The 24,783-nt window shown below is 47.3% G+C and carries 24 protein-coding genes; 9 read left to right on the top strand and 15 right to left on the bottom strand.

Annotation, left to right across the window (positions count from 1 at the left end):
- Positions 1–70: 70 nt before the first annotated feature.
- The gene (locus ABD744_RS13295; RefSeq protein ID WP_344798995.1) at positions 71–1,180 is read right to left on the bottom strand and encodes a sterol desaturase family protein; all 1,110 of its coding nucleotides are present in this window, start codon (positions 1,178–1,180) and stop codon (positions 71–73) included.
- 167 nt (positions 1,181–1,347) lie between these two features.
- Here ABD744_RS13295 and ABD744_RS13290 point away from each other — a divergent pair, with 167 nt between their 5' ends.
- Together ABD744_RS13290 and ABD744_RS13285 are read left to right on the top strand one after the other, a co-directional pair.
- On the top strand, positions 1,348–1,737 hold the full coding sequence (locus tag ABD744_RS13290) for an MAPEG family protein (RefSeq protein ID WP_344798994.1): 390 nt from the start codon (positions 1,348–1,350) through the stop codon (positions 1,735–1,737).
- A 283-nt stretch (positions 1,738–2,020) separates the two neighbouring features.
- A complete protein-coding gene (locus tag ABD744_RS13285) occupies positions 2,021–2,926 on the top strand; it encodes a hypothetical protein (protein ID WP_344798993.1) in 906 nt (301 codons plus the stop codon).
- A 52-nt stretch (positions 2,927–2,978) separates the two neighbouring features.
- Here ABD744_RS13285 and ABD744_RS13280 read toward each other — a convergent pair whose 3' ends face one another.
- Positions 2,979–4,199, bottom strand: a complete 1,221-nt coding sequence (locus ABD744_RS13280; RefSeq protein ID WP_344798992.1) for an EAL and HDOD domain-containing protein — start codon at positions 4,197–4,199, stop codon at positions 2,979–2,981.
- 205 nt (positions 4,200–4,404) lie between these two features.
- Here ABD744_RS13280 and ABD744_RS13275 point away from each other — a divergent pair, with 205 nt between their 5' ends.
- Positions 4,405–5,250, top strand: coding sequence for an HDOD domain-containing protein (locus ABD744_RS13275; protein ID WP_344798991.1), 846 nt, complete (start codon positions 4,405–4,407; stop codon positions 5,248–5,250).
- Here ABD744_RS13275 and ABD744_RS13270 read toward each other — a convergent pair.
- Positions 5,234–5,725, bottom strand: a complete 492-nt coding sequence (locus ABD744_RS13270) for a GNAT family N-acetyltransferase (RefSeq protein ID WP_344798990.1) — start codon at positions 5,723–5,725, stop codon at positions 5,234–5,236. The two genes, ABD744_RS13275 and ABD744_RS13270, sit on opposite strands and share 17 nt — an antisense overlap.
- 21 nt (positions 5,726–5,746) lie before the next feature.
- Positions 5,747–6,112 carry a DUF5329 family protein gene (locus ABD744_RS13265; RefSeq protein WP_344798989.1) on the bottom strand — a complete coding sequence of 122 codons (366 nt, stop codon included), beginning with the start codon at positions 6,110–6,112 and terminating at the stop codon, positions 5,747–5,749.
- Positions 6,113–6,234: 122 nt separating this feature from the next.
- Here ABD744_RS13265 and ABD744_RS13260 point away from each other — a divergent pair, with 122 nt between their 5' ends.
- Positions 6,235–6,981: a spermidine synthase gene (locus ABD744_RS13260; RefSeq protein WP_344798987.1), complete on the top strand. Its 747-nt coding sequence runs from the start codon at positions 6,235–6,237 to the stop codon at positions 6,979–6,981.
- An 8-nt stretch (positions 6,982–6,989) separates the two neighbouring features.
- Here the strand turns inward: ABD744_RS13260 and ABD744_RS13255 are convergent, their stop codons facing one another.
- Positions 6,990–7,385 carry a hypothetical protein gene (locus tag ABD744_RS13255; protein WP_344798986.1) on the bottom strand — a complete coding sequence of 132 codons (396 nt, stop codon included), beginning with the start codon at positions 7,383–7,385 and terminating at the stop codon, positions 6,990–6,992.
- A 214-nt stretch (positions 7,386–7,599) separates the two neighbouring features.
- Here ABD744_RS13255 and ABD744_RS13250 point away from each other — a divergent pair, with 214 nt between their 5' ends.
- Positions 7,600–8,112 carry a sugar O-acetyltransferase gene (locus tag ABD744_RS13250; protein ID WP_344798985.1) on the top strand — a complete coding sequence of 171 codons (513 nt, stop codon included), beginning with the start codon at positions 7,600–7,602 and terminating at the stop codon, positions 8,110–8,112.
- Between the two features lie 38 nt (positions 8,113–8,150).
- Here the strand turns inward: ABD744_RS13250 and ABD744_RS13245 are convergent, their stop codons facing one another.
- Together ABD744_RS13245 and ABD744_RS13240 are read right to left on the bottom strand one after the other, a co-directional pair.
- Positions 8,151–8,579, bottom strand: a complete 429-nt coding sequence (locus ABD744_RS13245) for a hypothetical protein (RefSeq protein WP_344798984.1) — start codon at positions 8,577–8,579, stop codon at positions 8,151–8,153.
- A gap of 1,015 nt (positions 8,580–9,594) precedes the next feature.
- Positions 9,595–10,305: an autoinducer binding domain-containing protein gene (locus ABD744_RS13240; protein ID WP_344798983.1), complete on the bottom strand. Its 711-nt coding sequence runs from the start codon at positions 10,303–10,305 to the stop codon at positions 9,595–9,597.
- A gap of 109 nt (positions 10,306–10,414) precedes the next feature.
- On the opposite strand from ABD744_RS13240, the gene ABD744_RS13235 reads away from it, so the two are divergent.
- From ABD744_RS13235 to pdxH, 3 genes are all read left to right on the top strand, one after another.
- Entirely contained in the window at positions 10,415–10,834 is a 420-nt protein-coding gene (locus ABD744_RS13235) for a DUF4902 domain-containing protein (protein ID WP_344798982.1), read from the top strand.
- An 81-nt stretch (positions 10,835–10,915) separates the two neighbouring features.
- Positions 10,916–11,488, top strand: coding sequence for an acyl-homoserine-lactone synthase (locus ABD744_RS13230; protein ID WP_344798981.1), 573 nt, complete (start codon positions 10,916–10,918; stop codon positions 11,486–11,488).
- A 286-nt stretch (positions 11,489–11,774) separates the two neighbouring features.
- On the top strand, positions 11,775–12,431 hold the full coding sequence (gene pdxH, locus ABD744_RS13225) for a pyridoxamine 5'-phosphate oxidase (protein WP_344798980.1): 657 nt from the start codon (positions 11,775–11,777) through the stop codon (positions 12,429–12,431).
- A gap of 8 nt (positions 12,432–12,439) precedes the next feature.
- Here pdxH and ABD744_RS13220 read toward each other — a convergent pair whose 3' ends face one another.
- The 3 genes from ABD744_RS13220 to ABD744_RS13210 form a co-directional block, all read right to left on the bottom strand.
- The gene (locus ABD744_RS13220; RefSeq protein ID WP_425562171.1) at positions 12,440–12,829 is read right to left on the bottom strand and encodes a DUF2237 family protein; all 390 of its coding nucleotides are present in this window, start codon (positions 12,827–12,829) and stop codon (positions 12,440–12,442) included.
- A 24-nt stretch (positions 12,830–12,853) separates the two neighbouring features.
- Positions 12,854–13,228: a GFA family protein gene (locus ABD744_RS13215; protein ID WP_344798979.1), complete on the bottom strand. Its 375-nt coding sequence runs from the start codon at positions 13,226–13,228 to the stop codon at positions 12,854–12,856.
- 103 nt (positions 13,229–13,331) lie between these two features.
- Positions 13,332–13,757 carry a GFA family protein gene (locus ABD744_RS13210; RefSeq protein ID WP_344798978.1) on the bottom strand — a complete coding sequence of 142 codons (426 nt, stop codon included), beginning with the start codon at positions 13,755–13,757 and terminating at the stop codon, positions 13,332–13,334.
- A gap of 112 nt (positions 13,758–13,869) precedes the next feature.
- Here ABD744_RS13210 and ABD744_RS13205 point away from each other — a divergent pair, with 112 nt between their 5' ends.
- Positions 13,870–14,727, top strand: coding sequence for a PA4780 family RIO1-like protein kinase (locus tag ABD744_RS13205; RefSeq protein ID WP_344798977.1), 858 nt, complete (start codon positions 13,870–13,872; stop codon positions 14,725–14,727).
- A gap of 23 nt (positions 14,728–14,750) precedes the next feature.
- Here the strand turns inward: ABD744_RS13205 and ABD744_RS13200 are convergent, their stop codons facing one another.
- From ABD744_RS13200 to ABD744_RS13180, 5 genes are all read right to left on the bottom strand, one after another.
- On the bottom strand, positions 14,751–15,806 hold the full coding sequence (locus ABD744_RS13200; RefSeq protein WP_344798976.1) for a hypothetical protein: 1,056 nt from the start codon (positions 15,804–15,806) through the stop codon (positions 14,751–14,753).
- Positions 15,807–16,334: 528 nt separating this feature from the next.
- On the bottom strand, positions 16,335–16,655 hold the full coding sequence (locus ABD744_RS13195; protein ID WP_344798975.1) for a cupin domain-containing protein: 321 nt from the start codon (positions 16,653–16,655) through the stop codon (positions 16,335–16,337).
- A gap of 33 nt (positions 16,656–16,688) precedes the next feature.
- Positions 16,689–18,902: a hypothetical protein gene (locus ABD744_RS13190; protein ID WP_344798974.1), complete on the bottom strand. Its 2,214-nt coding sequence runs from the start codon at positions 18,900–18,902 to the stop codon at positions 16,689–16,691.
- Positions 18,903–18,904: 2 nt separating this feature from the next.
- On the bottom strand, positions 18,905–19,813 hold the full coding sequence (locus tag ABD744_RS13185; RefSeq protein WP_344798973.1) for a hypothetical protein: 909 nt from the start codon (positions 19,811–19,813) through the stop codon (positions 18,905–18,907).
- A 13-nt stretch (positions 19,814–19,826) separates the two neighbouring features.
- Positions 19,827–24,783: putative Ig domain-containing protein (locus ABD744_RS13180; protein ID WP_344798972.1), on the bottom strand; the 4,957-nt coding region annotated here is incomplete at its 5' end.

The raw sequence follows: 24,783 nt of genomic DNA, 5'->3' as shown, positions 1-24,783 counted from the left end.
TTTCTAATATTCCGCTCACGGTAATCAGTTAAAGGGCTTAGAATCGCCCGCTGATTCCATTCAGGCCAACTCAGCCTTTATAAGTAAACGGGAATAATTGTTGTTTGAGCATGCCGTCAGGGACATAGTCACCTTTTACACCGTATTCTTCAGGCCACTCTTTTTGGCCTCTGACCGCCGTACCAAAAATGTAATCTATGAACGAAAAATGGGCCGCGTAGTTTTTATCAATGGCAGCATCATCAGACGCATGATGCCAATGATGAAATTGCGGGGTCACAAAGATATACCGCAACCAACCGATGTTAATTCTGACATTGGCGTGATTAAACACCGCCTGAAAGCCGACAATCACCACATAAGCGTCCATCACCGACTTCTCGAAGCCGAGTAAAAAAATCGGAGTCAGCACCAGGGAGCGGGTTAATAATAACTCAATGATATGCTGGCGTGATCCGGCCAACCAATCCATGTGTTTGACGCTATGATGTACTGCATGCAAACGCCAGAAAAGAGGCACTTCATGATAAACACGATGACAAGCGTACTGCACCAAATCAGCGGCTAATAAAATCAGAAACAACTGCACAACAAAGGGCAGAGAAGCAATCCACGCCTGAGTATCTTCATTGACGGCCCAGCCAAAGCCTTTATTCACAAACTGGTTCGCGACCAAAAGTGCAAAACCAATCAACAAATGATTCACAAAAAAGTGATTAAAATCGGTCTTCCAGTGCGGCCTGAAAATCGCCTGATCCCGATGAGGAATTAATTTCTCAATAAAAATAAAAATCAGAGTGGAACCTAACAGATCCAGAATAAACCAATCCAGACCAATATAAGGGGTATTATCCGGGAAGTCGCCCACCTCGACTCTATGACCGCCAAGGGCAATAGAGAGAAACACAAACACCCAGGCAAAAGTACCCAGGCGTTTGTTTTTATTACGAACAAAGTTTAAAAGCCCCAGACTGCCAGCCACCACCAACGCGTAGAACATAACCACCCTGAGCGTCGCCACATCGTAGCTTTGCCTAAGTTCGGGCGTCGTCAGATATTCGGGAAAATGAAAAGCAATGACGCCAAGAAAACACAACACAGCCAGAAAGCAAGCTATGTAGCCACTTATAACGCCTTCACCAATTTGAAGTTCATTGGTTTTAAAAATCCGTTTTAACATGATTCTAAACATCCCATTTAACACTACAAAAAAATATCGCACTCTCTACGTCTGATATTGCCACGAATTCACAAAGACGGCGGTCACGCCAAAGGTTACACTTTCTGGCGTCACTCTTTGGAATACCGACTAAACGAAAGTCCTACCTCAAACGCAAAGGAGGTCTCATGACCATTGCTATAGGTTCTCTTATATTTGCCTTACTTTTAACCATTTTGACTAAAATACCCGTTGCCTGGGCAATGGCAAAGTCCAACGGTGGCTACGATAACAAATATCCACGCGATCAACAGTCTTCGCTTGAAGGTTTCGGAAAACGCGCCTTAGGGGCGCATATTAACAGCATCGAAGCGTTTCCTTTTTTTGCAGCGGGCCTGCTCACCGCCTTATGGGCCGAAGCGCCGATAGAAACAGTCAATACCCTTTGCCTGATTTACCTTTCTGCGCGTATTGCTCACGCCGTTTGTTATTGGAAAAACATCGACGCGCTCCGCAGTTTAGCGTGGTTAATCGGCATTGTGTGTGTCATTTGGTTAATGGCCTTGGCGATACAGTAACGCCCATACAGTAACTCCCATACAGCAGCGCCGAATAAGGATTACAAAATATCCCTTTAAATCTCAAAATCATGTCGCTAGCAGGTTGTTGGAGTTTCTTAATCGAGGCAGGACTAACAAGGCAAAATCAGGCGAAAACGCTGAATCAGTGTGCCCCTTGGGTATTATGTTTATAAATGAGCATTTTGAGCCTGATTTTAACGCTGTGAGGGCAACATAGATAGGAAACCAACAATCTGCTAAAGTGCCTAACAATATGAATTAAAAGGATATTAATGGAAGCATGAGTGAATTAAAGATATCGGACATTACGCTGTTAAACGAACAGGAAAAAAACCGGCTGATAACTTCGGAAGGCCTGACTTATGCGTCTGAAGTTCGTAAATTAATCTTGAACGGTTGCGAAGCCACACCTGACTTGTTTCCTAATATCACTCGGCTAGAGCTGTCCTGTAGCCCTTTCCAGCAGCTCGACCTCTCTCAAAATACAAGGTTAACCCAACTGGAACTCACAGACTGCAATGAGTTGGACGGTATTTCATTTGGGGATCAATGCCCACTGAGAAGCCTGACCATACGCTGGTGTGAAAATTTAAGCAGGTTAGACATAGCATCACTGTCTGAGCTAAGAGTGCTGGAACTCGAAGAGTGCGAACAGCTTTCCAGCATAGAGTTCGGTGAAGATTCTCCCGTTAAAAACTTCACTCGCCGCAACATGATGTCCCTGCCCTGGCTGGATTTAAAGCTCACGCCCAAACTCACCGGTTTAAGCATCATTGATGAAGTGGTCGAGAAAATCGAAGGCTTTAATCTTCAACACAGCAAGACACTTCAATCCCTGTGTGTATCAATAGAGGAACTGGATACCGAGCTGAATTTTTCGTGTCAAAGTTTATTGGAGTTAAGCCTCAGCGCTTATCATGCAGAGTCTCTTAATCTAACGGAGTGCCCCAAGTTATCGCGACTGGAACTGGTGTTCAGTGAAACCATAGAATCACTCAATCTTGAAATACACAACCAACTTAGTGACCTGATCATAGAAGATTACGATGCGCTCAAGTCCATCACGTTGCACCCTGAAAGTAAACTGCGTTACATCAAAATTAAAAACTGCGATGACCTACAGGAAATCACCCACCTTCAGATGATGGACGACGGAGAGAAAGACATCCGGGTTTCTCTGGACTGAGTTACGCATGCTCCTCAGCTATTCATTCGCCTGAGCTATTCGTTCATCTGAGCTATTCGTTCGTCTGAGACAACAATGCATTGGCCTGCACATTACTTTTTAAATACATGGTGTGCAGGTCCTGCTGCCGCATTCCCAACTCATGAAACGTACTCCAGTTCACGTCCGACAACCGAAAACTTTCATAAAACCTGGCTGTTTTTAGCGCTAAACCGGCGTCTCCGGCGTATTCAATCAAAGCCAGTTTGCTGTCTGCATCTAACGGTAACTCTTTCACCAGCGTCGGCAACTCAATATCAAAAAACAAATCCAAACTGGATAACAACCCGATCATATAAAACTGATCTCGTTTCGCCGGAGCAATGACCTCAGCAATCAAGTCACAAAACTCCGCACGCTGCAACGCAATCAATTGGAGTGATTCGGGTTTATCATCCAGACTTCCCATCGCCAGCATACTGGCCCAGCTTCTCAAGCGGTTAACGCCCAACAGAGAAACAGCCGTTGAAATATTATTCACTTCACAAGGTCGTCGAAACGCCGCTGAATTAACCAAAGCTAACAACTTAAAGCTCAACACCGGATCTCGGTTAATGGCAGTTGTGATTTCCGCTACAGAAGCCTCCGGGTCCTGTAAATCCGCAATGAGCTTCAGCACCGCCAACTTGGCACTGGAGAGCTTTTTACCTTCGACTATCTGAGGTTTGAACAAAAAATACCCCTGAAACAGAGTACACCCCAGTTCCTTACACTGCTCAAATTCCTCATGCGTTTCGACTTTTTCGGCCAGCAAAGACACATCGTACAGTTTCAGGTTTCTCACGGTGGTTTGAAGCTGTTGTCGGTTCATGGCCGGAACCTCAAGCTTCACAATATCGGTATACTCTAATACAGGCCGGTAACTGTCATCCCAGACAAAATCATCGATGGCAATTTTAAAATGATTTTCTTTTAAGACTTTGATCTTCTCAACAAGATCATCGGTGATTTTTATGTCTTCCAGTATCTCAATATAAAGTCGCTCAGGGTCAAACGGAGGCAGTTGTTCCAGTAGGTTTTCTGTAAAATTGACAAACGCAGGTTTCCCGCCAGTGACACTGGTCACTCCTCCCTCACAAAATGCATTCAATAACACTTGAGAAGTGGCCTGATCACCGTCCAAATTACTGGGTGCGCTGCCATCTTCGTAACGAAACAGCAATTCGTAAGCAACAATTTCTTTATCCACATTACAGATAGGTTGCCGGGCTAAGAGAATCGTTTTTTGTGCCACTGTTGTATCCTTTTGGCCGAAGCGCATTTTCTAAACAATCTATAGCTGAGTCTAGAGCACAAAACTCAAAAAGCATTCATACGAACCAAAAAAACTGCCAAAAACAATATCCACACACTCACAGAAAGAAACTACCAAAAAGCAGAAAAAGATCTAAAGTCTAAGAGTTGATTTGAAATTCTCTGGACATCAAGGACTTTATCAAATGCAAATTAACGAAAACGTTATTGAGCACGTAATACAGGGCTTTCATATTCCTCCTAAACCCGCCGTACTGGAAGAAATTCAACTGCTGGCAAAATCCCAAAATGCCGACCCTTCCGAAATTGCATGCTGCGTAGCTTCGGACGTTGGCCTGTCTGCCGCCATTCTTAAAACCCTGAACTCACCGTTTTATGGCATGGCACGCTCCATTTCAGACGTCAAACAAGCCACCGTCATGCTCGGTATCAACAGTGTAATGAACCTCGTTGCAGCTTACGAAATACGAAAATCCATGGACGGCAAAGCCTGCATTTCCTTCGAGCGCTTTTGGGATCATTCCGCCAACATCGCCAATGCCATGGTGTTTATTGGAAAGAGAGTTAACCCCACCATTCCCCTTGAGGATTTACACATCGCCGGCTTATTTCATGATTGTGGCTTACCTGCCATGGCAATGAAGTTTGATGATTACGTTGAGGTTTTAAAAACCGCCAATGAACGCCACGAGATTTCCTTAGTTGACTTGGAAGAAAACAGCTACCGAACCAATCACACCGTCGTCGGTTATTACATCGCCACCTCCTGGGGCCTCCCGAAAGAGTTGTGTAATCTGGTGTTACGCCACCATGAAACCAGCTTGCTTCATAAAGCCTCATCTCTGGATGCTGATAACCGTTTGTGCTGGATGTTTGCTGTGTTAAAAATAGCCGAGAATATTTCCGAAAATGCCAGAAACGGCGTCGATACCCGAGATTGGGCCTTCGTGAAAGACGATATTTACACCTTCCTGGGCATCAATGAAGACGAATACAAAAACATGGAAGAAGACCTCAATGAAGTGGAATAGTAGCCATTGAGGAAAGATCCAACCCATAAAACCTGGTATTTGGGGTCGGATTATTAAAGTAAGGTGCTATTTCCTGAAATCCCATACCCAAATACAAAGCCTGAGCACGCTGAGTCGGAGGTACAGCATCAAGTACAACCCTGCGATAGCCAAGTTTGGCTAAGCGCAACAACAAGTGCTCCATTAAAGCTCGACCAATCTTCAACCCCTGATACTCGGGGCGCACATAGAGCCGCTTTACCTCAGCGGTATCAGTATCTATCGTGCGAAACCCGACGCCTCCAGCAATGTCTGCACCTTGTTTTGCAAAAAAGTAACAACCACTGGGGAGTGTAAACAAGGCCTCTAAAGATGCCATTTCTTCGTCAAAATTTTGATATGAAAGATCAATCGCCAACCAAGCCACGTATTCAAGAATCAATTCTTGCAGTGCGCCAAGGTCCTCAGGGAAAACCACGTCCGTAATGGTAATCATCTAATCCGTTTCCAATAATCTTTATTCACTTGTTTGACGGTAACGTCGTAACTCAGTCAACAACCATTCACTACTGAGTTGCGTTGCAGCACCGTCACAATGCACCTGGTATTTTCTGCCGCTCATCTTGCTTTCTGTCGCCGAATATTCAATGAAGTCTTCAGCCGATTCGATGTCATCTTTAAAGTAATCGTATTTCTTTTGAATATGAGCAACCGCCTCAACCCCGTTATGCAATGTACCATTGCGTTCATATTGGCACGGGGTGGACGTTACAAACAAAAGTAAATGCGCAATTTCTTGCTCGGTTGTTGCGGATATCGGCGCTGACTGCACTGAAAAAGCCAAAAAGAGCGATGCCCATGGTATTAATTTTAAAAAGTTCACGTTAATCCTTTTAATTGCTCTTAAGTTTGACACCAAACGTCAAATATAACGAGAAACTTCAACGAACTGTTATACTGACGTCTCACTTCCAATTTCGCCCTCCGACCAAAAGAACTCGTACCATGAGCTTTTATAAAAAAGAAATCCATCGTATTTACGATGAGTATGGCCCGATTCAGGTCATGGAAGAAGGTAAACTCAGGTACATGACGTTCGGCAACGACGTAGAACAAAGTTGCCAACTCACTCATCAACCTCACTTACTCCAACACGAATACACCCGCGCTATTTTACTGGTGCTGCTGATGCATCAACCCTCAAAAATTACGGTGGTAGGATTGGGCGGAGGTTGTTTGATCACCACTTTATTACACCTGTTACCAAAGGCAACCATCGAAGCAATAGAACTCAGAAAAAGCGTTGCAGAAGTGGCCCACGATTATTTCCAGATGCCTAAAACCGACCGTCTTACCGTTCACATTGAAGATGGGTTTCAGTTTTTATCCAACACCAAACAACAAAAGTCCGATTTAATCATTGCTGACATGTATACGGCAGACGGCATCGACCACCAACAACTGTCAATCAACTTCCTCAAAACCAGTCAACAAAAACTGAACCAAGGCGGCTGGCTGGTACTCAATTACTGGCTCAAACACAAGTTGGAAGAGCACCTGGTCCAAGCCTTGCTCGATCATTTTAATCATGTCTATTTATGCAATGCCGGAGGCGGGAACTGGGTCATATTTGCCGGCAATGAGGTAGATGTTAGCAAACCGATTATTGATGAAGCCAAAGAAAAAAGTCTATCCAAATTAGCCGGTTTTTCTTTGAATAAATACATCAACCGATTAACAATCTTAAACTAAAGAAGCGCCTATTTTACATTGCCCCGAAACCATTTCTCTTCCCGGGCATCGGTCCACCACCAACGTTCTTTCGTCCAGGTCAGCGTGGCATTGATTTCATCGCCGGAAATGGTGCCTTCCCACTCAATCTGGCCATGATCTTCGCTGCTTGTCAGTGCTTTAAACTTAATGGTATCGCCGGATTGCTCCACCGAGTATTGCCCGCCATCAAAGCCCCAAACTTTGCAGGTAGCCGAATAAAACTTGCCATCTTTGAAGGTCAAAACGTCGTCTTTTTCTGAAATTAAATCGGAGCCTTTGTAACCGATTGAACCAATATATGCTTTGCCATCGAGAGGCAACGGCTGTTGCTCGGCAAACAGGTTCATCGAAAGAAACATCAAACAAATGATTAAAATGCGCACAACCAACAACCTCATAGACCATGCGAAAGAGAAGACACACACAGTGAAACTATAGTTCACAGGTCAAAAAATAAACAGCTGTTTTTAGTCCCATAAGCCAGTCCTTCGGGCCAAAAACAATGGATTTATCAGAACCGGAACCTTAGTATGCAAACCACCTCAGCTTGAGGAGTCTCATAACGCCGCAGCCAGAATACATCAGTGAGGATGAACGATGACAGAACATGAAAAAATGCTCGCCGGGCAGCCTTACAATAGCCTGGATTCTGAACTGCGACAGCTCAGAGAACAAGCACGCTTAGCCTGCGCTAAATACAATGCTCATCCAAGTAAAGGCAACCTGAAACACATTACCCGATTATTTAGATCCTTCGGTCGCACCGCCATAGAACCGGGCTTCCAATGCGATTATGGCCTGCATATCAGTGTTGGAGAAAATTTTTACGCCAACTTTAACTGTGTATTATTGGACAGTAACGTCATCACCATTGGTGATGACGTCATGCTTGGCCCCGGTGTACACATTTACACTGTAGATCACCCCAGAGACGCAGCCCGAAGAAAATCAGGAGAGTGCTTCTCTAAGGCGGTATTCATTAACGATGGAGTATGGATTGGCGGTGGCGCAAAGATTTTACCCGGCGTCACCATCGGTAAGAATGCGATCATTGGCGCCAACACGGTAGTGACCAAAGACGTTCCCGCCGATACCCGCTTTATTGGCTAGCTTAACTATATTACCGGGTGGTAATACCACGCAAACCGCTATGCCGCGACTCGACCCCAGGCTTCCAGCATCACTGCCACCGTCGCGTACCCCAAGCCGATGGTGGTTGGTAAGAAACCAATGCTGACACCCAATTTTTTAAAGAAACCACCTTCGGCAATGTCTGGCTTAATGGCCTGCAAAATAAAGCCGAATGGATTATATAAAGCACCAATAAAAATTAACCACAGAATCATACCCGGCAAGTTTATTTGCAGCCGCTCTACGATCAAAAACATCGCAAAAATAATGGACGACATGATTAAGTAATCCACGTGCGAACGTATTAAATCACGATAGTTTGGGAAGATACGTTTGATTACCTTCAGTTTTAGGTAGCGATATGCTGTTAATATCCAGGCTTGAACCAAGGCCGTTAACAAACACAACGAAGCCGCCAACGGCATCAGATACAGGTTAGTTTCCACTTCAATGTCCTTTTGTATAGATCGTTATAGTTATTAGTGGCCTCATAGTGGTGATTATTGTTACGAATATCAATAAGTACTTCCTTTAAGTGAAAACGCTCAGACCGAATCCTTCAGATCGAATCCTTCAGACCGAATCCTCCAGATCGAACATTTCGGACCATAAAACCAACATATACGCCAGCGCTTTCTGGTTTTTCCACAAAGCTCAAAAAACCAGCACTTTTGTATAAGCCTTTATTCATCGGTCTCCTGGCAAGTTATCAGACACTTATGCAGGTACTTATTCACAGGTAATGGGGATAAGAGGACGTCTATCAAAGCGTAAAAAACCATTCTGCTTGCTATAAAACATCATAAGTCAATCGTTTTTTAGGGATTGTACACATTATTTCTTCACCGATATTTCTTAATCGGTGTGATCTTCAAATGAAATAGCCAGCAACACCAAAAACACATAAGCAATTGATTTAATTGAATTTATTATAAATGGTTATTTTTAGATCAATTTATAAGAACTCAAATGAAACGGGCGTTTGAAGGGCTTTTAACTAACTTACTAACAGAGTTTTCCACAAAATCTGTGAATAACCCAAAAATTGCATTATTTTTTGAGGAATTAGCTTGGTTTATTAAAAGCATTGTTAAAAATGCGCTCTATCGTACCTAAGGAACCTCTGTACAAGTCCACTCTAGTTCAGCGGGCGCTAGAAAAACGTTAGAACAAGGCGAGCTTCGTAGAGAATGTCTAGACCTTTTCAAGAAGTTCAACACAGTTATAACGTTTTTAAAGCCCCGCCCTTCGGGGCCTTAAGAGAAATGCCTCTTTTTTGTTGCGGCTTTTTGACGTAACCCGTTATGCCTTCAAAACCGCGCCTCAAATAGACATTTCTCTTATAGGCCTGAGCAGAGAGGGACTTGACAGAGGTTCCTTAAATCATTTGAGTGACATTAAGATGACAACCGCCATGCAAAGATACCCAAAAGAAGCCAGCCTAAATCCAGAAGATAATCTCTATATGATCCCTAAAATAACCGCCTGTACAGCTGCAGCCGTCTTATTGGTGACGTTCAATTTTTTCATTACGTTATTAAGGTGAAAATTCACTGTCCGTTCACCAATGCCAATGATGACCGATATTTCATAAGACGTTTTGCCATCTGCCGTCCAGCGAATGATTTCCGTCTCCCTGCTGGTCAGAGTTGTTTTTATCTGGGGCATCATTTCCGGCAAAAACACATCTTGCAACCCCTGATGCGCTAACTGAGTGAACCAAACCAGCAGAGGCGTTTTTTTAATCAGTTCTGCTTCTGAGATAGGGTCATCTGATCGCGCCAGGGTTAACAGGCCAGATACGCCTTTTTTGCCATAGGTGGACTGAGCCCAGCCGTACTTCAAGCCATTAGAGTTGGCATCTTCCCACAACGAACGCGAGTCAGAAAACAGGCTTTCACTCCACACCACCGGTCGGGTGGTCTGGGTTCCGTGCATGACGGTGGGATCAATCAACAGGTAATTGTTTTCCTGATACAGCTTTTGCCATTGATCCGGGTAGTTGTTGATCAATTCGACTTTGGGGGCCGTCAAAGGCACCGCCAACTGCAGACCATAAGCAAAATAATCAAACCCCAACAGCTTTGCCGATTTGAATAATCCGGTAAGAAGGTCTTCTTTATTCTTCGTGGTCAGCAGCATTTGAAGCTGCTCTTCAATCCATGAATTCAATGTCTCTCCCACCTGGAAATGTGCACAACCTGTCAATTCTGACAATTAACTCACACCACTGAACCGTATAAAGTAATTGTCTGAGACATAATAAAAACGAGACGAACTTGTGAATATAAATACTCATCAATCAAGCAATCCTCTTTTAACGCTGTCTCAGGACGGCTACATACGAGTAACTCAAAGTGTCCTGAAGACCATAGCACTAAAACACCTGGATTCCGGTATTTATGATGATCCGGTAGCCATTCACCATAACCAGAACATAACGTGCGAAGTTACGGGTTATACAGAATGGATCAGCGAGACAATACCTTTACTTTCAATAGGTTGGGATTGGAAGCTGGATTACAAAAAACAATCACTTGCGTATGTAATGACAGGAAATCCATACTCTAACGTCATCGTACAAGATAATAACTTCAGCGACTTAGATCAATACGATAGCCTCAATTTTCTGTCCGATTTGATCAATAAGATCGAATGGAGCAGTCAAATTTCGACGCTTATCACAAAAAAATACTCCTAGCAACTGGCAACATTAGCAACTACTAAGGCAACATTAAATTTCAGTTAATACCTCTCAGCTTCAGTCTATTGGGAGGTTATCATGGAGTTTATTGAAGGAATATCGCCAAACCTACCGGAACATCTACGTTCCGACTTATTTAAATACCGTTACAACGTGTTTGTAGAACAACTTGGCTGGGAGTTAGACACTCCGCACGGCAGAGAGATCGATCAATTTGATCACGACGAAACGCTCTATGTGATTGCACGAAATGACAGAAAAGACGTCATTGGTTGTGCGAGATTGCTGCCAACCACATCGCCGTATTTGCTGGAAGAAGTGTTTCCTGAGTTACTGAATGGCTTGCCAATTCCAAAGTCTTCGGACGTTTGGGAGCTGTCACGCTTCACATCGATGGACATCGCCAACGGGCCTTTGGTCAAGAACGCTCAGTTCTCCACCGAAGTCACACTGGATTTGCTCAAGCACTCCATTCGGTGCGCCCAACAATATGGAGCCAAGCGAATCATCAGTGTCTCGCCGATCGGTATTGAGCGCTTGCTTCGCAAAGCAGGCATCAAAGCACATCGTGCCGGCCCTCCTAAGATCATTGACGGTTACCCATTAATCGCCTGTTGGATCGAATGTGATCAGGACGTGTTAACGGCTTAGTTACCCTGATTACGGTAACGAATGATGTAGCTCCGAGCGAAAGAAACTCCAAATGGAAGGAGTAGTGATGTGAAAAGGAACTCTGCATTTGCCTTGATGATGCGTACAACATGTACACAACATCCCGGACATGACAACGACTTTACCCAATTGCCTGAAACTATTTCAGCAATGTTTCATCATTACTCTCTTCACCCCGTTTGTACTCATGATCTTTCAGCGAACAGGCCCCTGCGCCTCAAACACAAACCCATTCATTGCTGTACGTTCAACACGGAGCACTAAAATGTTATCTCGCGGCAATAAAAAAAAAGACAATAACAATAAAAACAGCTTGGTTAGCTTAGAAACAACCGATTTGCCTCCAGACCCCTACCGCCACTTCTCTGTCTGGCTGGAAGACGCCTTCCGCGCCAACATCATAGAACCGAATGCCATGAGCCTGGCCACGTCGTCAAAATCAGGCGACTGCTCGATACGCACCGTACTACTGAAAATGTTTGATGAAAACGGGTTTGTGTTTTTTTCGGATTATCAAAGCACCAAAGCCAAAGCCATCGATGAAAACCCGCACGTTGCTTTGCTGTTTCCTTGGTTGAAGCTCGAACGGCAAGTCAAAATAACCGGCATCGCTTCCCGCATATCGCGAAAAGAATCCCTTTCGCATTATCTCTCGCGCCCCAGAGGCAGAGGCAAAGGCAGCTGGATCAACCAGCAACGCTCCATCGTCATCTCCAGAAAGCTGATGGAACTGAAACTGGATGAGATCAAATCCAGGTTCTCAAAAGGCGACGTCAGTGTGCCCGAAGTATGGGGAGGGTATCTGATCAAACCCGTGAGTTTTGAGTTTTGGCAGCGCAAGTCCAAAGAATCAAACGACCGCTACATTTATACTCAAAATGCGGACGCACACTGGGAATACAGCCAAAGTTCTGAGTGTTAACTCACGGCTCAATTAAGATCCACCGCAAACTTCTTCAGTAACTCAATAGGCACTATCTCCAATGCTTTTTGGTGAGTGCTGGTCAGATAAACTTTCGGAGCCATATCACTGTCGTACGCCTCCAGCCATCTCTGAGCGCATAAACACCAGCGGTCCCCCGGCTTTAAGCCCTCAAAGCCGTGTTCCGGTACCGGCGTTGACAAGTCATTCCCTTTAAACCGGGAGTATTCCAGAAAACTTCTTGAAACCTGAATACAAACGGTATGAGAGCCGAAATCCTCTGCACACGTATTGCACTTACCATCTCGGAAAAAGCCCGTCAGCGGGTCCATTCCACAAGCAATTAAGGGTTCACCAAATACATTTAACGACTCATCCATTTCCATAACTGTACTCACATACCTCAGTTTAGTGTTGGAGCATTATTGATCCATCGCATGATTTACGCCATCAATAAAACCCACACATTCAATGTCTTGAGAATTTATACCTTCCAGACAAGCCACATTATAGGAGAACTGGCTGGGATTGGAACGGCGCTGATGATGAGTATAGATACCACATTGAGCACAGAAGTAGTGTTTAGCAACCTGGGTATTAAACTGATACAATGTTAAGAATTCTTCTCCTTTGGTCACCTTAAATTCTTCCATCTGAACGGGAGCAGCAATCGCACCACGCCGGTCGCATAATGAACAGTTACAACGGTACGGCCCCTCAATGCCATTTGGCAAATTCACGGTAAACTCCACTGCACCGCAATGACACGATCCTTTGTGTATCCCACTACTTTCCATATTCAACTCCCTTATTAGTTGCTCTTATTCACCTCAAACCGGCTTTTAGCAATCTTTGAGGTTTTACGTTAGGTAATAAATTAATTGCCCTGCACCCGTTGCTCTAACCTTCCTGATCTTGAGTGCCGCCCTGATCTTGAGGGCCTTCCTGATATTGAGGAACGTCCCCTCCGATGGTTTCCCACGAAGCTTTAGAACCGACATAAATATGCATTCCCAACTCTATGCCAGGGTCACCATCCACACACCCTAACGTCACACCGTGCACTTCCCCTTGATACGTGCCACACAGCGTTGACCCGCACACTTTACAAAACTGCAAACCAAACCCTTCCTGACTGGTATAAGAGGTTAACAACGACTCCCCTTTTAACCACTGGAATTCAGAGGCATCAACCACCGCATATGCAGAAGCCTGAGCACTGAAAACTTTTCGGCATTTAGAACAATGACAAGACCTCGCATCCTTTAATTTTCCCTGAACTTGATAACCAATTTGTCCGCAAAAACACCCGCCTGTGATCGCCATTCTCGGTCTCCTGACTCGCATTTGGTCGAAATTCTGGTTAGAACCATAATAAATCCACCTGTTAAGGTTCAACTATATTCCATCTATCGCTCAACTAATGTATAAAATTGCCATGAAAATTCCGAAAAGATTACAACCTTTAGTTGAAGACGGCTTGATCGACGATGTTTTAAGCCAATTAATGAGCGGCAAAGAAGCCACTGTCTACACAGTTCAATGCGGCACTGAAGTACGTTGCGCCAAAGTCTACAAAGAAGCCAACAAACGCAGCTTCAAGCAAGCCTCCAAATATCAGGAAGGCCGTAAAGTCCGAAACAGCCGACGAGCCAGAGCCATGGAAAAAGGCTCTAAATACGGTCGTAAACAGCAAGAAGACACCTGGCACAATGCAGAAGTTGACGCCTTGTTTCGCTTGGCAAAAGCAGGCGTAAGAGTCCCTGAGCCATACGGCTGTTTTGATGGGGTGCTGTTAATGGAGCTGGTCACCACCGAAGACGGCGCTGTGGCACCACGACTGAACGACGTGGCAATGTCTGAAGAACAAGCCATAGAAGACCACGCCATTGTTATGGTGTATGTCATGCGTATGCTATGCGCAGGCATTGTACACGGCGATTTGTCTGAGTTTAACGTTCTGGTGGATGACTACGGCCCGGTCATCATCGACCTCCCTCAGGCGGTGGACGCCGCAGGCAACAACAACGCACAAAGCATGTTAGAACGCGACATTCGCAACATGACATTGTATTACGCTCAATTCGCGCCCGAACTTAAAAACACGAAATACGCACAAGAGATCTGGGCGCTCTACGAAGATGGAGAATTGCACCCGGATCATCCACTGACAGGCGAGTTTGAGGAAAGCGGCGAATCTGCCGATGTCGACAGCGTGTTATTGGAAATCAAAGCGGCCTTTGAAGAAGAGCAGGACCGAAAAGAGCGTATCCGAATAGCCGAAGAAACGGATTAAACGCTCTGGCCCTACCTGACCAACTATCGGCTGATCGCGTATTGCACCACCGCATCAGCCTTGTCTGCGTATTCGGTTTTTTCCAGAATGGACGCAGCATAATACAAACTCAGCGCCACTTCCGGGTAATTGATGTCTTTCAGCTTGCCCGACTGCTCTTCCTGACCAAGACCTGTGCGGGTATTGCCCTCAGCAGAAATCTCACCATCAGCATTGATACGGGACACCATCCATGCGGCGGAACTTTTTATTGCTTTGGCAATGTCCCGCTTTAATAAATACCCTTTCACATGAAACGACAACATACTCAGATTAAGAATACACACCCCCTGATAGCTGCTGTCATGACCACCTTTTTCCAGAAACGCACCGTCCGCCCTTTGCGCTTCCAGAGCGTGATTAATGAACGTCTTTCCGAGGTCCTGGTATTCCGAAGACCGCAATATTTTTCCGGCAAAATAAAATGCCATCGCATCAAACAATAAGCGATTCGGCGTGTGTCTGTCCTGGCGGAATAACTCATCCTGATTCTTGGCAATCCAGGCTACCGAGTTCTCAACGTTCTTTTTGTAGTACTTCATTTTATTGAACTGTTGAGAGTAAGCAGACTCTTTCTCAAGCAACAAATAGGCATAACAAAACGAATATAAAAAGAAAGCATCCGCGCCGACGGCAGCCTCCGGGCTTGCTCCCATGCCATTCTCAAAATACCCGTCTTTGGTTTGAAACTTAAACGCATAATCAAATGCTAACACCCCTTTGGAAACCAAATCAGCACTGGCGTGAATAATGCCATTACGAATCAACCACAGAGCCTCCCGCTGGGCTGCAACGTATTTCATACCATCCTGATTCGGAGAGACCGCTCCATTGGGAGCCACTAAGTCAATCCCCCCTCTTAGCTGATGCAGCAATTTAAAGTTGGTGCGTTCGGACAACCCGACCAGTGTACTATTTTCATTCGAATAAGAAGAAATGCGGGAACTGGCAGAAACCTGTTCACTCAATAAAACAGAAGAAACACCGAAAACAAAGATGAGCAGCAAGCTCGAAACACGGGCATGAAGTACTTTCATCACAACAACCTCCTCTTTCCAACGAAAGAAGGTACAACGAATGAACGAAAGTAAAATTGGACTCTGATACCAATTTTATTCCATAAACAAACTCTTATGTATTTCTAGTCCTAAATTATAGTTAAGTGAGACTACGGCACCTTGCTTTCCATCGGAAACCTGACAACAAAACAACCAATCGCCCGACGGAACAAAGCCTGTCTGCCCTTCGAAAATACCGGAGTCATCACCCAACCCGAAAAGAAGTTCCACCAACGAACAAATAGCTTTGTCAACGGTTTTTCGCGATTTATTAACACTCGAATAAAATAAACCAATGAACCCCTAATAGCGACCAACACTTAATAGTGCGAATTCAATGAAAAACATAACCAATTGATTTATATGAACTTATTATTTTTTGTTCATAAATAATACTATTATCAAAAAAGCCATTAAAACGGGCGTTTGAAGGCGATTTTAATAAGTTAATAACAGAGTTATCCACAAAACCTGTGCATAACTGACTTTCAGAGAATCTATCAACCACAATCAATTGGATGGCTCAGGTTGAAACCAAAATTCAATCTCATCCGTCTCCTCTGAAAAGTCTGCTGAATGCTCAACAAACGCCGGGACATGATACCAATCTCCTACCCCATAAGTTTCAGTGGTGTCCTTTATATGGAGCGTTAATTGACCACGAATAATTACACCGTAATTATCCGTATCATGCGTATGCGGCGGAATGCTCGTACCTGCCGGATAAGAAGCAAACAGCACATCACTGCCTTGGGCCGCTAATTTATGCGCATCAAAGCGACCATCGTATAAGGGCAGAGACCGAATCCGGTCTGGGTATTTACCGGCCATAAAACCTCCTTGTGTTTGTGATCAGTTAACCATTCATTCAGGGCAAATATTGACATCAGTGCCACACACAGCCCCCTCCCGAATCCAGTTAAGTAATGTCTGGTAATTCGCTTCCCCGACCAAAGTGTTGCGGTTTATCTGAATGTCACCGCCATGCTGTTGATTAGTAGGCTTGATTAATAACAGGCTGTCCTCCGGCACGGCTAGGTTCACCCGCGCCAACACATCCCGATACTGATTCGGATTGGAGTCATCATAATAGACAGGGATTCCCTGCCTGCCAGTGGTCGGGTTATGGCATGAACTGCAGTTAGTCAGGCTGTCTGAGCCCATGATCGGCCGAATGTGGTCCACAAATGTAAGCGCCGTCTGATCCGTCACCGAACTATCAATGGTCAACACCGTCGTGGCCGTTGCTGAGGCACTGCCGTTGTTCACCGTAAGTGACAATGTGTAATCACCGTCTGTATCAGCACTGAACACAGGGCTGACCGAAGTGGCACTGTTGAAATTGTAAGAAGCTCCTACAGGCGCGTTCGTCACCGACCATTCAAAGCCAGTGGCAAACAAACTTTCAGATGCATTCAGCTGAACCGGGCTTTGCACCGTCCTGTTTTCACCCGGACGCGCAAAAGGTTTACCGGGTTCTTCCACTTCCCGGTTGGCATTAAACACATTAAACCCAGGTAGAAAAGCGGCCAAACGAGATGGCGGCCCTTCCGGGTCCTGCCAAAACTTCTCATAGTTTCTCAACGACAGAGGCATCACCCCCCGACGAAAAACATATTCGATGATTCTGTCGCTGTAACTGATGAATTGCTCATAGGATGCAAAATTGATGGCATTAGCCAAGCTGACCAGTTCTCCATCCACCAAGACCTGCTCACGCTGTCCGGCTTCTGTGCCTCTTAAAGAGTGGCAACTGATGCAGTGCGGTTCCACCACTTCACTGTAAAGTAGCTCAACACCTTCCGGCCTGGCAAAAGATGCCCGCCAGCCGCTGGGTACGCTGTCTGAGTCATACCGGGCGTTCGGTAAGCCTTCGCCACCATAATGGCCTTCCATGATTTCAATGGCGAAGTCCGCATCCCACTTGCCTTGGGTGTCTGAGTCACGTTCATTAAAACTGACGTAGCTTTGATGAATCCAGCTATTGATCAGTTTGAGTTCATCTTCTAAGTCATTACGGGTTTGACCAACCTCGTCGCCGTATTCGAACGACTCGGGTTCCAGGCGATTAAACTTGGCCGACAACAGGGTTTGAACCGGAAACGTGCCGTCGTCCTCCAAGGGCAACATGGTTCCACCGTGACACACCAAACACATGGTCGGCATGTATTTAATACCCCGACCGTCTAAATTGGCAGCAGTAATCCGCTGTTGCACACCGTCGCGGTCTTCTGGCGCAAAGGTGAAGAATTTTAAAATTCGGGGAGAATCCGGATCATCCGGATCAAGTCGACTGAACTCTATGGCGTTACTGCCAATATGACGTTCGGAATCCTGAGCCAGCGCCGCATCCAGGTTTAAAGGGCCGTAGTTGGCACTGCTCCCTTCCCTTAAGATCACCACGTAGTTATCCACATAAAATGCAAGCCCGCCCTCACTCGTCTGACGAGCGTACATGTCCCGGCCATAGCCTAAATCTTTGGTGTCCCGAAAGGTGACATGAGTGATTCCGCCTTGGCCAAATCCGTTGACGTTTTTCCAGTCCGCCAACGTAGTTCGTTCGTCGCTTGGATCAACCGCCCGGTAATAAGCCTGAGCATACTGCTCCGAGCTAACGCCTGAAGCGTTGAAGCGCCAACTCAAACTGTTTTCAGTGCCTGCTTGCTCCGCCACCAGCCGATCATTTTTAACCAAATACAAATGCCCTGGCACTGTCGAAGTTAACTGAAAATTCAACGCGCCACCGGTGGTAAAAGTCAACTCATGGCTGGGGTTGTTGGCTCGGGTCGCGGCCGTATTTGGCCAGCTGCCGGTAAAAGTTTGAGCAGTGCCGTCAGGTAAAGAAACGGTTAATTGATAGCTCCCGGTTTGGCCGTCCGTTTCCGGCGACACCACCACCTGATACTGACCTGCAGTGATGCTGGACTGAGTATTAATCGGCGTTAAAAAGCTGTCCGGGGTCATGGAACCATCCACCGTGATCGGTTCAACTTCGGTGTCATCCCGTCCGCCACAACCACTCAATATCAGCGACGAACACAAAACAACAAACAGCGGGAAAGATTGAAAAGGCCTCATAATTAAAACCTCACCAAGAATGTCGCACGATATATCCGGCGATAATAATCATTGTTGAGATCGCCCCGAACAGACGCCCACAATGCAGAAACATCCAATGCGTAGTTTTGACCGAATCCTTGATTGAGCCCCACAGTGACGGCGTTGGTTTGACCATCCAGCCGATAAGAAACCCAGCTGCCACAAAAGTGTTCATTAAAGGCTTCATCCACTTCAATCGCCGTCGATGCCTTCAGTAAGCTATAAATGTCATCCGCCACCAGACCATTACAAAATTGCACCTGCGCCGTCGAAGTGACGTCGCCATAAAGGTAACTGTAAGTGCTGTATAGCGCTAAGGTTTTGGTCACCATCAAGTCGCCGTTCAGAAAAAACCGATAATCCTCTGTATCAAACACGGAACCATCGGAGTCACGATAACGATATTCACCGCCTAAAGTGGCGGTCAGCCGATCCGTTATGCGCTTGGTCGTCGCCAACTGAACCTTGGCTACATCGCTGTCTCTTTGATCAACGTCGTATTCATCCACTTGTGCCGTCAGTGACAATTTATAAATGGGGTCCAAAAACCCCAACGAAGGTTGCCAACGGAAAGAAACTTCGGCGCCCGCTGATGCCCGATTCAGACTGTCCACAGTCTCAAACGCTTCTCCGGACAAAAACCCTTTGACCGTCATGGCCGCTTTGCCACTGAAGACCGTATGATAAGCCACAGCCAATGAAGCTTCCCCAAAGTGATCTTCAACAATGTCCCGCTCACGCTGGGCTTTACTGAGATTGTCATCAAAACCAAAGGTGATTTCACCATCATAGAAGACAGATTTACCTCCTGCCCAGGCCGTATTCACAACACAGGTGAAGATCACTATCAGCGAACAATATAACCACTGAGACGAGTCGTCCTTGATCATTAAAGGTGCGCTCCTATGCTGTGCGTTTTAATAATAGGGTAAGAAAAAAACGGAATTGCTTTCTAACCAGTAAAGTCAATAAAACCAAGAAACTCCACCAACCCAAACTGCCCGAACCGGAAGGTTGATCCGTAGGAGCAGAGACACTTTCAGAGTCACTGGCTGAAGACACCTCCGCCACGCCGCTTGGGTCAACAATCACCCCGTTGACTTCGCCATCGGCGTCGTTCGGACCACCGTCGGATATATTCAATTGCAGGCAGTCAGCAAACCTGAGCAAACCGGTTTGATACAAAGCACTGCCAGGCAATGGACACACTCCATCCACTTTATTGGCCGACTGGATGAAATCCGTGCCGTTTTCAATGAATTCAAACCACTGGCCATCGGAGAACTTACGATAGCTCGCATCCGCAGGCACACTCTGCGCCAAAGGAATCACCACTTGTGCAGTACGTTTCGCTTCGCTGAGCCCTTTCACAACAAAATCGTACAGGCCGCCGATCACATTAAAGTCCCCGTCTTTGATCACGTTACCGTCATCATCGGTGACCGCATCACTGCCGATGAAAGCGCCTCCCTGACCTTGCCCTAACGCCGTAGATCCCAAGCTCATCTGCAAGCCGGTTCCAACGGCCATCAGGTTCGAAGTTTCCGCAGCGCTGTTTCCGGCCGACAACCGGGTTGGGTCATTCACTGCGTCCTGATAATCAGCCACACCGTCACCATCACTGTCACCCAGGCCTTCTGTTACATCATCGATGCCGTCACCATCCGAGTCATTGGCGGCATCCAGCACCGGTTGATTGGCAGCAACCGAAAAAGCAACAAACGTGCGGGTAATGGCAACGCCATCCGACACATCCACCGATAATTGATAGGACTTACCCGCCTCCAAACCTGAAGGGTCAAAGCTGAACGAAGACAGATCATCCGAAAGGGTTCCGTTAACGGTAGAAGTCTGCCAATCCGAGGTGGTGGCATCCATATTGGCATCTGTAACTGACAACGACACCAGCACGGCCCCGCCATCCTGATAGACAGTACTGACGGTCTGATCATTTTGTGTCAAAGACAAAGCGGCTTCCGGCGCGACGTTTCTGTCCACAATTAAAATCTGATAGTTCGCCGACGCAGGCAGTACCGCATTTGAACTGACCTCCTCCAGCGTCAAAATTAAGGTTTCATCACTTTCGATCACTCCGTCCGACACCACCGACACCAACAGGTTGGTTTCCCCAGACTCACCAATCTCGACAGACGTGGTATTGAGCATGAAATCGGAGGCACTCACATCCCCCGAGGTGGACACCGAAGCCGTGACCGGATAGGAAATGCCCTCACCACTTAACTTGACCTGAACCGAAACTTCACGTCCCTCACCGATCACGGTCGAGCCGCCAAGGTTAACCAAAGGCCGAATGTTCACTGTCTGACTTTGAGTGCCTCGATTGCCGGCGGCATCCGTGGCGGCCCAAACCAGAGTATGCACGCCAGGCCTCAGATTTTTACTGCCTTCCGCCAGCGTCACATCCACCGCACCATCCAGCACATCGTTCGCAGTCACAGTGACCTTAATAGGCGTCAGGTAATCGGTGGCGTCAAAGGTCACCGGCGTCGTTAACGTGATGACCGGCGCGACAGTATCTTGATTAATGGCGGTACATTCCCCATCTTGAGAAGCACTGCATAATTCAAATTCTGCCAGATTATTCAGGCCGTCCTGATCCAGATCCAGCGCAGCATCTGAGCTGTCCAGCGGATCAAGGCCATTCGCCAGCTCAGCCACATCACTGATCCCATCACCATCGTCGTCCGAATCACAAACATTGCCCAAGCCATCCGCATCGGTGTCCAGCTGATCGGTATTGGCTGCGTCTGGGCAGTTATCCAGATAATCCGCCACCGTATCCGTGTCGGTATCCAGTTTAATGACCGTCACATTCATCGACGTCTCTGCCGCTTGGGCGTTGTCTTCCAAACCATCAAACACCCGAACCACCACCGAATACGCTCCCGAAGTGGATTGACCCGGCGTCCAGCTGATCACGCCCAGATTGGAGACGGTCATGCCGCTAGGCGCATTGAGCAGTTCAAAGCCAATGTCCGTACCATTGTTGGAGTCATCCACGTCGGCCACCGTCAAGGCAACGCTTAAAATGCTGAGTTCCGTCACGGACTGATCCGCCACCGCTGAGACTGAAACGCCGTCATTCACCGGAGTCACGGAGATCGTAAAACTTTGGCTGTCGGTTAACTCTCCGTCCGTCACACTGGCGGTCACGCTGCCCGACAACACGCCTTCCGTCGGTGTCCAGCCGATCAAACCGGAGCTGGCATCCACCGTCATACCGTCCGGTGCAGAGGTCAACGAATAAACAAGCGCAGTGCCCTCCGGATCGCTGGCCGCTAACGGGTATTGATAGAGTACATCCTCCGTAGCAACTGCGACAGGCGTACTGGTGAACACAGGTTGATCGTTCACCGCCGTGACTGTGATTGAATAACTTTGAGTCACGGTGTGGGTCCCGTCCGTCACACTGACCACCACAGCTTCGGACGTAACCCCCTCCGTTGGTGTCCAGCCAATCACACCCGACGTAGCACCTATGGTCATACCGGCAGGAGACGTGGTTAAACTGAACGTCAAACTGGTGCCTTCTTCATCTGTGGCTGCCACCTCGTATTGATACAGCACATCTTCCGTCGCTGAAGTGACGGCCGTTGAAGTAATGACCGGCGCATTGTCCACCGGCGTTACCGACACAGTAAACAATTCAGTGGCTGCCACAGCATCGCTTTCGCCGCCATCGGCCACCGTCAGCGTCACTTGACCGGACGTCAATACGCCTTCAACGGGCGTCCAGCGCACCAGCCCGGTATTTGAAACCGTCATGCCTTCCGGCGCGTTCGTCAGGGCAAACGTAATGTCGGTGCCATTGTTGGTGTCGTCCGGGTCGGACACCGTCACCTGATATTGGTATTCAACGTCTTCGGTAGCGGTTGTGACTGCCGTTGACGTAATGGTTGGTGCGTCATTGACAGCGTCCACCGAAACCGTCCAACTCTGACTGGCAGACGTTGCACTGTCTTCTCCTCCGTCCGTCACGGTTAGTGTCACTTCATTGGAGGTTGTCACTCCATTGGTAGGCGTCCAGGCAATCAAGCCTGTGGATGACACTGTCATCCCTGCGGGTTCATTCGATAACGCAAAAGTGAGGTCAGTGCCGTTATTGCTATCATCCGGATCACTGACCGTCACTTGGTAAGAGTAAACTTCATCTTCTACCGCCGAGGTGGATGGGCTGGAACTGATGGTGGGTTCGTCATTCACCGGCGTCACCGTCACGGTAAAATCTTCGGTACTCGGTACGGAACCACTTTCTCCGCCATCCGCCGCCGACACAGTGACTGAGTCAGAGGTAAGCACGCCTTCCAAGGGCGTCCAGGTGATTAACCCTGTGCTTGAAACCGACATGCCCGTAGGCGCGTTCGTCAGAGCAAAAGTAATGTCCGTGCCATTGTTGGTATCGTCCGGATCTGCAACCTCAACCTGATATTGATATTCAGTATCTTCAATGGCTGCCGTGCCTGCCGTTGAGGTAATCACCGGCGGATCATTCACTGCATCCACCGCAATCGTCCAGCTTTGCGTGCCCGGCACGGAGCTGTCTTCCCCACCGTCACTGACGGTAATGGTGATCTCCCCCGACGTTAACACACCATTGGCAGGCGTCCACTGGATCAGTCCTGTGGAAGATACCGTCATCCCCGTAGGTTCATTGGACAGAGCAAACGTCAGGTCGGTGCCATTATTAGTGTCGTCCGGGTCTGTGACCGTCACCTGGTAACTGTACAAGTCATCTTCGATTCCGGAGGTAGACGCCGCTGAACTGATGACCGGAGAATCGTTCACTGACGTCACCGTAATGGTGAAGTTTTCGGTATCCGGAACGGCACCGCTTTCACCGCCATCGGCGACGGTCAAGGTCACTGAACCGGAAGTGAGAACCCCCTCCAGCGGGGTCCAGCTCACTAACCCAGTAGCGGAAACCGACATCCCGGTAGGCGCATTTGTCAAAGTAAAGCTGATGTCCGTTCCGTTATTATTGTCGTCCGGATCAGTCACACTCACCTGATACTGGTACTCAACATCCTCCGTCGCCGCCGTGCCTGCGGTGGAACTAATTACTGGAGGGTCATTGACATCATCCACAGTGATAGTCCAGCTTTGAGTGGCCGCCACAGAACTGTTTTCCCCCCCATCAGTGACAGTAACCGTCACTTCGCCAGACGTTAATACGCCATTGGCGGGCGTCCACTGAACCAAACCTGTGGTTGAGATCGTCATGCCTGTGGGTTCATTCGATAACGCAAAGGTCAGGTCGGTGCCATTATTGCTGTCGTCCGGATCTGTCACCACCAGCTGATAACTGTACAGACTGTCTTCAATGGCGGAAGTAGACGCACTGGAAGAAATGACCGGCGAGTCGTTCACCGAGGTCACCGTCACCGTGAAATTTTCAGTGTCCGGTACTGATCCGTTTTCGCCGCCGTCGGCGACCGTCAAAGTCACCGCACCGGATGTCAGCACACCCTCCAGCGGCGTCCAGGTCACTAACCCTGTATTGGACACCGACATGCCCGTAGGCGCATTCGATAACGAGAAGCTAATGTCTGAGCCATTATTGGTATCATCCGGGTCACTGACCGTCACCTGATAACTGTATTGAATGTCTTCTGTCGCAGTAGTGCCCGCTGTTGAGGTAATGGTTGGCGGATCATTTTCTGCGTCCACCGTGACCGTGAAGTTTTCCGTATCGGCCGCAGCACCATCTTCACCGCCGTCACTGACGGTTAATGTTACGTTGCCCGAAGTGCTCACCCCGTTGGTCGGCGTCCAAGTAATAAGCCCGGTACTCGACACCGCCATACCCGCCGGTTCATTACTCAACGCAAAGGTAATGTCT

Source organism: Litoribacillus peritrichatus (assembly GCF_039537985.1).
Classification (GTDB): Bacteria; Pseudomonadota; Gammaproteobacteria; order Pseudomonadales; family Litoribrevibacteraceae; genus Litoribacillus; species Litoribacillus peritrichatus.
The sequence above is the reverse complement of the archived record's forward strand: the minus strand, read 5'-3'. Positions and strand labels throughout refer to the sequence as shown.